The following is a 12,544-nucleotide window of genomic DNA, read 5'->3' as shown; positions in this document are numbered from 1 at the left end:
GTTTTCGAAGAATTCCCTGCAGGGCTGTCGAAAAATTGTTCAGCAGGGGTCGTGATCGTCCCTGTGGCCCGGTCAGCCCGTCGAGCGCGGAGAGCGCGCCGGGTGGTGGTTCAGTCCTCCTCCAGGTCCGTGTCCACCACTCCACGACGCATCGAGGCGACGACCTCCCGGCAGGTGCGTCGCAGGTCCCCCGGCCCTGCTGCCGTGGCGAGTTGCCCCGCCAGGTCCACCACCTGGCGGACCCAGCGCACGAAGTCCCCGGCAGGAAGCCCGGAGTTCCACAGCACCTTGGACAGCTCCTGCCCGCTGCACCACCGCCAGGCGGCCTCGGCGAACCCGATGTCCGGTTCCCTCCCGCGGTCCCGCTTGTGGTTGCGTTCCAGGGCCCCCACCTCACGCCACACCGTGCGGAGCTTTGACTGCGCGGCCTCGGAGGCGACATCGGGCATCCTGGGTCGCCTGGCGTCCCGACTGGGACGCGACTCGTACAGCAGCGACGACAGCACCGCCGCCAGTTGGGGCGCATCCAGCTCGGCGAAGACGTCACGGCGGATGCACTCGGCGGCCACGAGGTCGAGTTCGTTGTAGATCCGTCTGAGCATCCGCCCCGCATCGGTCAGCTCGTCACCGTCGAGGTAGCCGAGATCGGTCAGCACCCCGCAGACCCGGTCGAACTGCACACCCAGCGAGTTGGCCCGTCCGGTGATGGCCTCCTCCTGGCGGGCCTGCTCGCGCTCCAACCGGATCATCCTGGCCGCGGCGACCGCGTGCAGCTCGCGTTCCTCGCAGGCATGGCAGGGATGATGCCTCAGCTCCCGTCGGAGCTCGGCGATCCTCGCCCGGTGGGCCTCGTCGGTCAGCGTCGGCTCCACCGTCGGGGTCTCGGGGTCCAGGGATTCCAACTTGGCCGAGAGCGAGGCCAGCAGTTCCCGCCGGGCCTTGCGGTCCTGCAGGGAGAACCTGCGCGGCACCCGCACCCGCCCCACCGCGACGGGAGCCCCCGGCAGGTCGTGCGGGCCGAGCCTGAGCACCGTGTGATCGGTGGCGATCACCTGCACCCACGGTGCGGCGTCACGGCTGCGTTTCTGACCCACCGTCAGCACCACGCACCAGCCCTGTCGGGGCACGTGGACGATGTCCCCGGCCATGAGTGTGGTGATGGCATCGGCGATGTCGTCGGCCCGCCGGGCGCGACGGGCCGCAGCCGAGGTGCTCTCGAGCTGGGAGATCTCGTCCCGCAGCAGGGCGTAGGACATGAAGTCACCCAGGTGACAGGTCGCCTCCTGCCTCAGCTCCGCGATCTCCCGGCTCCGGTCCCTGGTGGTCCTGGCCGCCTTCACCACGTTCTTGTCGACGACGAACTGGGCGAAGGACTGGTTGAGCACCTCCCGGGCCCGCTCCCGGCCCAGCGTCGCGGTCAGGTTGACCGCCATGTTGTAGCTGGGTGCGAAGGAGGAGCGCAGCGGGTAGGTGCGGTTGGAGGCGAGCCCGGCGACGGCCCGCGGATCCATGCCTGCCTGCCACAGCACGACGGCGTGTCCCTCCACGTCGATGCCACGCCGCCCGGCCCGGCCGGTGAGCTGGGTGTACTCGCCCGGGGTGATGTCCACCACGGCCTCGCCGTTGAACTTGACCAGTTTCTCCAGCACGACGGTGCGGGCCGGCATGTTGATGCCGAGCGCCAGGGTCTCGGTGGCGAAGACCAGCTTGCAGGCCCCCGTGGCGAAGCCCTCCTCCACGATGGCCTTGAAGGCGGGCAGCTGTCCGGCGTGGTGGGCGGCCACCCCGGCGCAGAAGGCCTGCCGGAAGTCCTCGTAGCCCAGCGCCTCGAGATCCTGGTAGGACAGCCCGGCGACGTGCCGGTCGGCGATCTCCCCCAGCAGTTCCGCCTCGGCCCGGTTGGTCAGGCTCACCCCGGAGGCCAGCAGCTGCGCGACGGCGGCGTCGCACCCGGCGCGGGAGAAGATGAAGCAGATGGCCGGCAGCAGGCGGGCCCGGTCCAGCAGCCGGGCCATCTCGGCCCGTGACGTCGGTTTCCCGGCGAAGCGGGGATGGACGTCCCCACCGAAGGAGCCGGAGCCCTTGGTGTGTTTCTTTCCCCGCCCGGAACGGCCGCGCGGCCGCCTGGAGTCGTCGCGCACCCGGGAGGACTCCGCCCTGGAGACCTTGAGCAGTTCCTTGTTCACCCGGGCAGCCCTGGCGGACGGCAGCTCCTGGGCGGTGGGGGCCACACCGTCGAACAGGTCCACGAGCCTGGAGCCGACCAGCACCTGCTGGTAGAGCGGCACGGGACGTCGTTCCGAGACCACCACCTCGAAGCGTCCCCGCACCGTGGCGAGCCAGTCCCCGAAGTCCTCGACGTTGCTCACCGTCGCCGACAGCGCCGCGATCTGGACGCTCGCCTCCAGGCCGAGGATGACCTCCTCCCACACGGCGCCTCGGAACCGGTCGGCCAGGTAGTGGACCTCGTCCATCACCACGAAACCGAGGTTGTTCAGCCCGGTCGAGCCCGCATAGATCATGTTGCGCAGCACCTCGGTGGTCATCACCACCACGGGGGCGTCACCGTTGATGCTGGCGTCCCCGGTCAGCAAACCGACGGCATCGGGGCCGTGCCGCTCCACGAGGTCGTGGAACTTCTGGTTGCTGAGTGCCTTGATGGGGGTGGTGTAGAAGCACTTGCGGCCGGTCTCCAGTGCCAGCCACACCGCGAACTCCCCCACGACGGTCTTGCCCGCCCCGGTGGGTGCGGCGATCAGCACCCCGGCCCCGTCGGCCAGGGCCCGGCACCCGGCCAACTGGTAGTCGTCGAGGGGAAAGGAGTAGAGCTCTGCGAAGCGAGACACCGGTTCCGTCACGGTTTCAACGTAGCAGCCCCACCGGGCCGGTCACGGCACGAACACCTTCAGCACGCCGGGCGCGACCTCGGCGGTGACCGGGACGGGGCCGAGCTCCTCGCCGTCGCCCATGACGAACAGGCCCTCACCTGCGATCTCCACACGACGGGCACGGAGCTGCTCGACGGCGGGGTGGCGCACGAAACCGCCGGAGTACATGCTGGGCAGCAGCCGGAGCAGGGTGGTGCGGGAGACGGCACCGACGACGGTGACGTCCAGCAGTCCGTCGGCCGGGTCGGCCTCCGGCGCGATCCTCATGCCACCGCCGAACATGCCGGTGTTCGCGACGGCGACCAGCATCGCCTCCTGCTGGATCAGTTCCCCGTCGATGGTGAGCTGGTAGTCCAGCGGGGAGAAGCCCGCCAGTTCCTTCAACGCGATGTAGCCGTAGGACAGCGCCCCCAGCCTCAACCTGATCTCGTTGGTGGCGCGGTTGACGCGGGCGTCGTAGCCGGTGGAGACCACCGCGCCGACGTAACGCTGCGGGAAGGCCGGGTTGGTGATGCGCGTGAGGTCGACGCTGCGGGTGCGGCCTGCGACCACGACGGAGATGGCCTCGTCGATGCTGCGGGGCAGACCGAGTCCCCGGACGAAGTCGTTGCCGGTCCCGGCCGGGATGACACCCAGGGTCGTCCTCGTCCCGGCAGCGGCGTTCAGTCCCAGATGGGCCATGCCGTCGCCCCCCATGACGAGCAGGGCGTCGCCCGGTCGGGCCTCCAACGCGGCGGCCCGGGTGAGGTTCTCGGCATCCACCCAGGAGCTGGAGGAGATGATGTGGAGTTCAGCGGCGGGCACCTGCTCACGGAGCCTTCTGGCCACCTTCGGCAGCAGCCGCCCGGCGCGCCCTCCTCCGGAGCGCTCGTTCACGACCAGGGTGAACAGGCGCGGTTTGGCCAGCTGGTTCACTTGCCGTCGTCCACGTCGATCTTGAACTGGGCCTCCACGGCCTCGTCGATTCCCTTGCGTCTGTCCAGCATCCGGCAGATCAGCTCGGCCACGAAGAACAGCAGGGTGACCGGGATGGCCATCGCCAGCATCGAGAACGGGTCCGTGGACGGGGTGGCGATGGCGGCGAAGACGAAGGAGCCGAAGAAGACCCCCTTGCGCCACTTCTTCAGCTGGTGGCCACGCACGATGTTGAACATGTTGAGTGCCACCACGATGACGGGCAGCAGGAAGGAGGCCCCGAAGACCAGGATGATCTTGAGCTCCAGCATGACGAACTCGGCCATGTCCTGGTAGTTCATCACCCCGAGCCCCGTCGGGGTGAGGCTCAGCATCACCGCGATGCCCTTCGGCCAGATCCAGTAGCCCAGTGCACACCCCAGCAGGAACAGGGGGGTTCCGGCGCCCAGGAAGGCCAGCGCGTACTTCTTCTCCTTGGCCAGCAGGCCGGGGGCCACGAAGGCCCAGATCTGGTACATCCACACGGGGGTGGTGAAAATCAGCCCGCACATGATGAGCACGACGATCCCGAGGGTGAACGGTCCCGTGACACCGGTGTTGGCGAGCTGCAGCATCGCCTCCTCGTTCATCGCCTGCACATCGGCCTTCGCCACCGTGTAGGGGTGCATGATGAACAGCACCAGCGGCCGGTAGAAGAAGGCGGAGGCAACAGCGGCGAGCACCAGTGCCAGGGCGGAGATGGTGACCCGGTAGCGGACCTCCCGCAGATGGTCGCCGAGCGACATGCTCCCGTCCGGCGCTTCGGCCTTCGGCGGGCGCAACCAGCCGAACCGACGCGGCTTCGCGTCGGCGCGGTTGGTCTCGGCACTCATGACGGGGTCAGTTCCCGATCTCGTTCTCGCGGGCACGCAGTGCGTCCTCGCGGGCCTTGAGCTCGGCCTCCTTGAGGGCCTGCTCGCGGGCGGCGAGTTCACGCTGCCGACGCGCCAGGTCCTCGTCAGCCACCTGCTGGGTGTCGACGATCTCGGCCTCCACCACCTCGGCCTCCTCGGCCTTGGCGGCCACCTCGTCGGCGGACTTGACCTCCTCCTTGAACTCACGGATGGAGCGGCCCACGCCCTTGCCCAGCCCCGCCAGTCGGCTGCCACCGAACAGCAGCAGGGCGATGGCCAGGATGATGATGAGCTCCATGGGACCAATGTTTGGCATGTCGTTCCTCGTCTCCCCGGGAATCTCCCGGGCTCGATATCGCTGAAGTCTACTTGCCTCGCCCTCGGGGACGGTCGATGCGGGCAGTCAGGTCACGCAGTTCACCCACCCGGGAGGTGAGCAGCCGGTACTCCGCCGTCACGTCCTGCACCTTGCCGCGAAGCTGCAGGGCCCCGACGACGAGCGCCACGACGCCCAGGAGCGCGATCCCGCACAGGATCAGTACCACCACGATCACGATTCGCCATCGTAGCCGACGTCGTTCCCCGTCTTGATTCCCTGTTGATCCTGCACCGGTGTCCCGTAGTGGGTCAACGCCTCCCGCGCGGCCGTTGCCGCCTCGGCCGCGAGGCTGGGGTCATCCACCCCCCGGACCGCCTTCCCGAGCCGCAGCAACAGCCCGACGGCCCAGTCCCTCGAGCCGATCGGCAGGGTGATGCTGAACCCGTCCCGGGTGGTTTCGATGCGGGTGGTGGGGTGGTGCTCGGTCACCCAACCGGCCGACGCGTCGACCTCCAGGGTGAGCTCGCCGGTCGCGTCCTGGAACCAGCCCACTCCCTCCGCAGGCAGATCCTGACGGGGGTGGAACACCTCGCCGGTCTCCCGACACCCGAGGATGCGTTCCAGCCGGAAACTGCGCCAGGCCTGACGCGGTCTGGACCAGGCCTCCAGGTAGGTGACACCGTCGCAGACCGTGAGTCGGACGGGTTCCACCTCCACCCGGTGCTCCCCGTCCCGGCGACGATGGGTGATGACCACCACCCGGCCCTGTTCCGCGGCTGCCGCGAGTCGCTGCCGGATCACCGGGTCACCGGCCAGCACCTGCACCTGGATCCCCGGATTCAGCTGCCCGCAGGCCCGGCTCAGCTTCTCATGGGCGCTCCGGGCCGCCTCGGAGCCGAGGGCGACGAGGGTGTCCAGCGCCAGCAGCAGCGTCACCGCCTGCATCGTGGTCAGGGTCATGGGGCGGGCCAGGACCTCCGCGTTGCCGATCCAGATCTCCCCCTCCTTGCGCACCTGATCGATGTCCACCTCGAACAGGTCGTCGGGCAGCCCTCCGGGCAGCCCGCAGAACTGGATCACCCCCAGGTCCTTGAGCACCGTGGCCGGGGTGACGCCGAAGGCCTCGGCGGTCTCGCTGATGGAGACACCGGGATGGTTCATCAGGTAGGGCACCAGCTGGGTCAGGCGTTGCACCTGGTCGACCGAACGCATCACCTCACCCCCGCCACGGCACGCAGCTGGGCGACGACCTCGGCCACCAGGTCCGACGGCTCCAGCGCCACGGCGTCCGCCCCGAGCGCACAGATCTCCCCCACCAGTCCCAGGCCCGGTCTCACCTCGTGGACCACGAATCCGGGTGGTGCCCCACTCTGGTCCTTGGCCGGTGGGGCGCCACGCAACAGGTCACGGCCCCGCCCTTCCCGCACCGCCACTCGGGCGACGGTGTCGTCCCGCACGAAATCGGTGGTGACCTCCTCGGGAGGTTCGAAGGCCCCGGCGGCACCCACCAGTCGTGGGGTTCCCGACACCTTGTCGAGCCGGAACCGTCGCTCGGCTTGTCGGTCCGGGTCCAGTCCGGTCACGTACCAGCGGCCCCCTCGGCTGAACAGGGTCCACGGCTGGACCCTGCGGGTGGCCCCGGCATAGCCGAAGCGCACCTCGCGCCGGGTGGTCACCCCCTCCCGCCACACCATCAGGTGGGAGACCGCCCCCAGCCGCGGGGCCAGGACCTCCAGCCGCGACGGATCGGGTTCCGCCCCTGCTGCGCGCAGCGTCGCGAGGGCCTGCCTCGTCCCATCCGCGGCGACGCTGTCCTGCCACACCCGGGCCGCCGCTCCCAGTGCCGCCAGTTCCTCGGGGCTGAAGCTGATCGGGGGCAGCTCGTAGCTGCTGCGATCGATGCGGTAGCCCTCTCCCTCGTCATCCACCTCGAGGGGAACCCCGGCTGCCCTGAGTTCTGCCTTGTCCCGCTCGAAGGTCCGCTCGAAATTGGTGGCATCCAGCCCACGGTAGCCCTCGACGGTGACGCGGATCCGGTCCCGGGAGATCCAGCCGCGAGCGGCGAGCAGCATGATGAGCAGGTTGACCAGCCGTTCCGACTTGTGTGCCGACATGGGGCTCCTTCCTCGTGCCGACGAGGCTACCGGGGTCACACCCGGGCAACAATGGGGGCATGACCGTGGTTGACCGCTACGCCCCCTCCCCCACCTCCGACCTGCACGTGGGCAATCTCCGCACCGCCCTGGCGGGATGGTTGCTGACCCGTGCGGCGGAGGGCTCGTGGCGGCTTCGGATCGAGGACCTGGATGCGGCCAGGGTCCGTGCCGCCGACGGTGCGGCGGTCCGTCAGCTGGCGGACCTCCGTGCCCTGGGGCTCGCCTGGGACGAGGAGGTGGTCACCCAGTCGCAGCGCCACGACGCCTACCGGGACGCCCTGGCGGTGCTCGCGGGGCGCACCTACGAGTGCTTCTGCACGCGCCGGGAGATCGCCCAGGCGGTCTCCGCCCCGCACGGTGATCCCGGCACCTATCCCGGCACCTGCGCCCGTCTCAGCACCCGGGAGCGGGAACAGCGACGACGGGTGCGTCCCGCAGCGCTGCGGATCCGGGCCGAGGGGGTGGGCTTCACCGTCACCGACCGGTTCCACGGGCAGGTGACGGGGCCGGTGGACGACTTCGTGCTGGTGCGTGGCGACGGGGTGCCCGCCTACAACCTCGCCGTCGTGGTCGACGACCTGTTCCAGGGCGTGACCCAGGTCACCCGGGGGGCCGACCTGCTGGGCTCCGCACCCCGGCAGGCCTGGCTGGCCACCCAGCTCGGTGGCACCCCACCCTGCTACGCCCACATCGGATTGGTCACCAATGACGACGGGGCACGGCTGGCCAAACGCGACGGCGCGGTGACCAGGACCGACCTGCACGGCCTCGGCTGGAGCGATGCCGACCTCATGGCCGAACTCACCGACTCGTTGGGGCTCGGTCGGCAGGAGACGGCGGCAGGGGCCCTGGCGGTGATGCCAGAGCCCCTGCCCCGTCAGTTCTTCGCACCCGCCACCTGGACGGGTGAGCGGCTGTCACCTACTACTGCTGTGGCGCCTGGACGTCGACGATGTCGATGACGAAGACCAGACCCTCGCCAGCAGGGAGCCCCTGATCGGGCAGGCCGTTCGGGTACGAGTTCGCGGCGGGCACCACCAGCAGGACCCGGGAGCCCGCGGTCTGCTCCAGCAGGCCGGTCTGCCAGCCCGGGAGCAGCGTGTTCAGCGGCGCGGTCTGCGGTCCCCAGCCGTCGAGGATGATCTTGCCGGAGGTGGCCCCCCAGGCGCGGTACTTCACGGTGACGACGGAGTCGGCGGCGATGGCGGCACCGGGCCCCTTGATGAGCGGCTGGACGACGAGGGAGTCGGCACTCATGCCCTCGGGAATGGTGACCTCCGGCTTGCCGTCGGTGACGGTGACGCTCGGCACTCCCTCGGCAGGGGTGACCTCCTCGCCCACGGGCTCCTCGAAGGTGGCGGAGATGATGTCCACGACGAAGAGCAACGAGTCCCCGGCCTCGATCCCGGCCTGCGGGTTCCCGTCCTTGTAACCGTCCTCCCCGGTCATGCCGATGAGCACCCGCGAGCCGACCTTCTGGCCCGCCAGGCCGATCTTGAACCCCGGCACCACCGCGTCCAGCGAGAACGGGACCGGGGCACCGCGCTCGTAGCTGCTGTCGAAGGGTTCACCGGTGCGGCCGTTGACACCGACGTAGTTGACGGTCACCCTCGCGTTCTCCCCCACCACCTGGGTGCTGGAGCTCTCCCGCAGCACCTTGGTCTGGGTGCTGGCGATGCCCCACGGGGCCGGGACCGTGACCTCCGGCACATCGGCGTCGGAGACGGTGATCGCACTCAGGTCGGCCGAGGGCTCGACGGCGCTGGTCGGCAACGCGTCGGTGCTGGACTCCCCCGTGGCGGGAGCCTCGGGCGAGGCAGCTGACGAGGCGCTCTGTGTCGCGGTCGGATCCGCCGCTGGTTCCTGGGCGGAGCAGGCCGTCAGCGCGATGGCACCGGCGGCCGCCAAGGCCAGGGCGGCGCGGGAACGGGTCAGGAATTCACTCAAACGCACCCGTCAGATGCTACCCCAGTGAGGTCCAGGCACTCACATGTCCACCAGATCGAGGAGGGCACCGAGCTCCTCGCGGGTCAGTTCACGGGAGGTTCCGATGGTGAGCTGACCCAGCCTGACCGGCCCGATCCCGGTGCGGGCCAGCCGATCCACGGGGTGTCCCACCGCGTCCATCATGCGCCGCACGATGCGGTTGCGTCCCTCGTGCAGGGTGATCGAGAGCAGGGAACGTGACTCGCTGCGGGAGACGAGCTTGACCTTGTCAGGCCTGACCGGGCCGTCGTCGAGGCGAAGTCCCTTCTCCAGGCGACGCAGGGTCCTCGGCTCCACCAGGCCCGCCACCTCGGCCAGGTAGGTCTTCGGCACCTCGTAGCGGGGATGGGCCATCCGGTTGGCGAACTCGCCGTCGTTGGTGAGCAGGATCAGCCCCTCGGTCTCGGTGTCCAACCGGCCGACGTGGAACAGCCGCTCGGATCTGCGGGGCAGCAGGTCCGCCAGGGTGCGGCGCCCCTCGGGGTCCTCCATGGTGGAGACCACGCCCCGCGGCTTGTTGAGCACCAGGTACCGGTGCCGCCTGGGTGGTGGGATGCGGGCCCCGTCCACCCGGATGGTGTCGCGTTCCGGGTCGACGCGTCGGCCCTGCTCGGTGACCACCTTCCCGTTGACCTCGACCCGTCCCTCATCGATCAGGATCTCGCTGGCCCGGCGGGATGCGATCCCGGCCTGTGCCAGGACCTTCTGGAGGCGGATGCCCTCCTCGTCACTCATGGCTGTCCTCCATTCCGGTGGCGGTGCGAAGCTCGGCCTCCAAGGCTACGGCGTCCGGCAGCAGCGGCGCCAAGTCGGGCAGTTCCTCCAGCGAGTCGAGCCCGAGCTTCTGGAGGAACAGCGGGGTGGTGGCGAACTGCACGGCACCACCCGGTTCCTCGCCCGCCTCGGCGATCAGCCCCCGGGTGAGCAGGGTGCGCACCACACCATCGACGTTGACCCCCCTGACACCCGCGATCCGGCCCCGGGTGACGGGCTGGAGGTAGGCGATCACGGCCAGGGTCTCGAGCGCTGCCTGACTGAGCCGGGCCCTGGCGTCCGCGACGACCCCGGCCTCCAGGATCTCTGCCAGGTCCGGGCAGGTCGCCAGCCGCCAGCCCCCGGCGACCCTGACCAGCTCGAACCCCCGCTCGGTGTCCCGGTAGAAGGCGGCCAGGGTCTCCAACTCCGTCAGCACGGTCTCCTCCGGCACCGCCAGGGCTGCCGCCAGCTGGGCGGTGGCCACCGGTTCGGTCGCCATGAGGAGCATCGCCTCGACGGCCCGGATGGTGCTCATGGTTCCTCCACGCTCTCGTACTCGTCGACGGTCATCGGCTGGTTCGGGTCCCCACCCAGCCAGCGGATCCCCAGCTCACCCAGTGGATCGGCCTGCTCGAAACTGACCCGCCCCGCCCGGAACAGTTCCAGGACCGCCAGGAAACGCACGACGGTGGTCAGCCTGTCGCAGTCGGCCACGAGCTGCCGGAAGCTGAGCTGACCTGCGGCGTTCAGCCTCTCGGCGACGATCCCGACCTGCTCCACGACGCTGACCCGCGAGCCGTGCAGGTGGGTGAGCTGGACGCTGGGGACTGGTCTCGGGGTGAGTGCCCGGGCGGCCAGCCGGGCCAGTCGATCCGCCCCGACCGGCAGCTCCACCTCGGGCAGGACGTCACGGAACCGCTCCTCCAGGCCACCGGGACGCCAGTGTCGCTGCTCGGCGTCACGCACCCGCTCGGCGAGCCAGGCCGCCAGCTGCTTGAAGGCCCGGTACTGCAGCAGCCGGGCGAACAGCAGGTCGCGGGCCTCCAGGGCGGCCAGGTCCTCCGGGTCGGTCACCTCCCCTCCTGGCAGCAGCCGGGCGGCCTTGAGGTCCAGCAGGGTCGCGGCGACGACGAGGAAGGAGCTGGTCTGTTCCAGCCCGAGCGTGTCCCCGAGCACGCGGACGTGCGCGATGAACTCGTCGGTGACCTGGCTGAGCGCCACCTGTGTCACGTCGAGTTCCCGTTTGGAGATCAGCTGCAGCAGCAGGTCGAAGGGCCCCTCGAAGTTGGTGAGGTGGACCGCGAACCCGGGGGTGGTCTCCGGCGCCTCCTCACGCCGCCGGGTCACGAGCGGTTCAGCTCCGCCACCACCTGGGAGTCGATGCCGTGGGCCTCGAGATCGGTCAGGGCCAGCGCGACGGCGGTGCGGACCAGGCGTCCCCGGTCCAGGTTGATGCCGTGGACCCGTTTGAGCTGCAGCACCGCGTCCTCCAGGGCGAACAACTCGTCGGAGGAGAAGTAGACGGTGATCTTCTGGTCATGCTTGACCCGGCCGGAGGGGCGGGGCAGGGTGCTGGAGCGCTCCGGGGTGGGCGGTGGGGTGACCTTCTGGGCCTTGGGTTTCGGCTCCGGCTCGAAGGCCGCTGCCGCTTCCGGGTTGGTGAGGCGGAACAGCTCGCTGGCCCCGGGCAGCGAGGCGCGTTTGTTCAGCGACACTTGAGCAGCACCTCCCTGGCCAGCATCCGGTAGGCGTCGGCGCCGGGCGAGGCCGAGGCGTAGGTGGTGATCGGTTCGCCGGCCACGGTGGTCTCCGGGAACTTCACGGTGCGGCGGATGACGGTGTGGAACACGTCGTCGCCGAAGGCCTGCACCACCCGTTCCAGCACCTCACGGGAATGCAGGGTGCGGCCGTCGTACATGGTGCCGAGGATGCCCATGATCCTCAGTTTCGGGTTGAGACGCTCCGCCACCTTGGAGATGGTGTCGGTGAGCAGCGCGATGCCCCTGAGGGCGAAGAACTCGCACTCCAGGGGCATGATGACGTAGTCGCTGGCGGTCAACGCGTTGATGGTGAGCAGTCCCAGGCTGGGGGCGCAGTCGACGAGGATGAAGTCGTAGCGGTCACGCAGCGGGGCGAGCACCCGGGTGAGGGTCTGTTCCCGTGCCACCTCGCTGACCAGCTGAACCTCGGCCGCGGACAGGTCGATGTTGGAGGGCAGGATGTCCAGTTCGGGGACGCTGGTGGGCTGGATCACCTCGTCGACGGTGTACTCCTTGCTGAGCAGCAGGTTGTAGACACTGCGTTCCAGGGTGTGCGGGTTGACCCCGAGTCCGACCGAGAGGGATCCCTGCGGGTCGAAGTCCACCAGCAGCACCCGGTGGCCGATCTCGACGAGGGCCGCCCCCAGGTTGATGGTGGTGGTGGTCTTGCCGACCCCGCCCTTCTGGTTGCACATCGCGATGATGGTCGCGTCCATCTCCCGTCCCGGATCCGGCGGGGTGGGCACCCGCAGTTCGGGAAGCGGTCTGCCGGTCGGCCCGATCTCGCCCTTGACAAGGGTGGACTCGGCCGGGGCATCCGGTACCTTGAACAGCTCGTCGGCCACTACGCCTCCTGGATTTTGTCGACAAG

14 protein-coding genes are annotated in these 12,544 nt (G+C 69.7%); 1 reads left to right on the top strand and 13 read right to left on the bottom strand.

Going from position 1 to position 12,544, the window contains the following annotated elements; translation table 11 throughout:
- Positions 1 to 110: 110 nt before the first annotated feature.
- From EII34_RS08080 to EII34_RS08050, 7 genes are all read right to left on the bottom strand, one after another.
- Positions 111 to 2,858 carry a DEAD/DEAH box helicase gene (locus EII34_RS08080; RefSeq protein WP_124844653.1) on the bottom strand — a complete coding sequence of 916 codons (2,748 nt, stop codon included), beginning with the start codon at positions 2,856 to 2,858 and terminating at the stop codon, positions 111 to 113.
- A 30-nt stretch (positions 2,859 to 2,888) separates the two neighbouring features.
- On the bottom strand, positions 2,889 to 3,803 hold the full coding sequence (locus EII34_RS08075) for a diacylglycerol/lipid kinase family protein (protein WP_124844652.1): 915 nt from the start codon (positions 3,801 to 3,803) through the stop codon (positions 2,889 to 2,891).
- The gene (gene tatC, locus EII34_RS08070; protein ID WP_124844651.1) at positions 3,800 to 4,675 is read right to left on the bottom strand and encodes a twin-arginine translocase subunit TatC; all 876 of its coding nucleotides are present in this window, start codon (positions 4,673 to 4,675) and stop codon (positions 3,800 to 3,802) included. The genes EII34_RS08075 and tatC overlap by 4 nt, the downstream gene beginning before the upstream one ends.
- A gap of 7 nt (positions 4,676 to 4,682) precedes the next feature.
- Positions 4,683 to 4,994, bottom strand: a complete 312-nt coding sequence (locus tag EII34_RS08065) for a twin-arginine translocase TatA/TatE family subunit (RefSeq protein WP_260425091.1) — start codon at positions 4,992 to 4,994, stop codon at positions 4,683 to 4,685.
- 67 nt (positions 4,995 to 5,061) lie between these two features.
- Positions 5,062 to 5,250, bottom strand: a complete 189-nt coding sequence (locus EII34_RS08060) for a hypothetical protein (protein ID WP_124844649.1) — start codon at positions 5,248 to 5,250, stop codon at positions 5,062 to 5,064.
- Entirely contained in the window at positions 5,247 to 6,227 is a 981-nt protein-coding gene (locus EII34_RS08055; RefSeq protein WP_124844648.1) for a helix-turn-helix transcriptional regulator, read from the bottom strand. The genes EII34_RS08060 and EII34_RS08055 overlap by 4 nt, the downstream gene beginning before the upstream one ends.
- Positions 6,227 to 7,129: a helix-turn-helix transcriptional regulator gene (locus tag EII34_RS08050; RefSeq protein ID WP_124844647.1), complete on the bottom strand. Its 903-nt coding sequence runs from the start codon at positions 7,127 to 7,129 to the stop codon at positions 6,227 to 6,229. The genes EII34_RS08055 and EII34_RS08050 overlap by 1 nt, the downstream gene beginning before the upstream one ends.
- Positions 7,130 to 7,188: 59 nt before the next feature.
- On the opposite strand from EII34_RS08050, the gene gluQRS reads away from it, so the two are divergent.
- Positions 7,189 to 8,133 (top strand): tRNA glutamyl-Q(34) synthetase GluQRS, encoded by a 945-nt coding sequence (gluQRS, locus tag EII34_RS08045; protein ID WP_124844646.1) that lies wholly within the window; start codon positions 7,189 to 7,191, stop codon positions 8,131 to 8,133.
- Here the strand turns inward: gluQRS and EII34_RS08040 are convergent.
- From EII34_RS08040 to EII34_RS08015, 6 genes are read right to left on the bottom strand one after another with little or no spacing between them, the layout of a single operon-like run.
- Positions 8,096 to 9,124 carry an FKBP-type peptidyl-prolyl cis-trans isomerase gene (locus EII34_RS08040; protein WP_124844645.1) on the bottom strand — a complete coding sequence of 343 codons (1,029 nt, stop codon included), beginning with the start codon at positions 9,122 to 9,124 and terminating at the stop codon, positions 8,096 to 8,098. The two genes, gluQRS and EII34_RS08040, sit on opposite strands and share 38 nt — an antisense overlap.
- A 33-nt stretch (positions 9,125 to 9,157) precedes the next feature.
- Positions 9,158 to 9,892 carry a pseudouridine synthase gene (locus EII34_RS08035; protein ID WP_124844644.1) on the bottom strand — a complete coding sequence of 245 codons (735 nt, stop codon included), beginning with the start codon at positions 9,890 to 9,892 and terminating at the stop codon, positions 9,158 to 9,160.
- Positions 9,885 to 10,448, bottom strand: coding sequence for an SMC-Scp complex subunit ScpB (gene scpB / locus EII34_RS08030; protein WP_124844643.1), 564 nt, complete (start codon positions 10,446 to 10,448; stop codon positions 9,885 to 9,887). Before scpB ends, EII34_RS08035 begins: the two co-directional genes overlap by 8 nt.
- The gene (locus tag EII34_RS08025; protein ID WP_124844642.1) at positions 10,445 to 11,260 is read right to left on the bottom strand and encodes a segregation and condensation protein A; all 816 of its coding nucleotides are present in this window, start codon (positions 11,258 to 11,260) and stop codon (positions 10,445 to 10,447) included. Before EII34_RS08025 ends, scpB begins: the two co-directional genes overlap by 4 nt.
- Complete coding sequence (locus EII34_RS08020; protein ID WP_124844794.1) at positions 11,257 to 11,622, bottom strand: hypothetical protein; 366 nt, start codon at positions 11,620 to 11,622, stop codon at positions 11,257 to 11,259. Before EII34_RS08020 ends, EII34_RS08025 begins: the two co-directional genes overlap by 4 nt.
- Complete coding sequence (locus EII34_RS08015) at positions 11,619 to 12,518, bottom strand: ParA family protein (protein ID WP_124844641.1); 900 nt, start codon at positions 12,516 to 12,518, stop codon at positions 11,619 to 11,621. Before EII34_RS08015 ends, EII34_RS08020 begins: the two co-directional genes overlap by 4 nt.
- Positions 12,519 to 12,544 lie beyond the last annotated feature (26 nt).

This window comes from Arachnia propionica (assembly GCF_003859805.1).
GTDB classification, from domain to species: Bacteria; Actinomycetota; Actinomycetes; order Propionibacteriales; family Propionibacteriaceae; genus Arachnia; species Arachnia propionica_C.
Note: the sequence above shows the minus strand (reverse complement) of the source record. Positions and strands in the feature narration are given on the sequence as shown.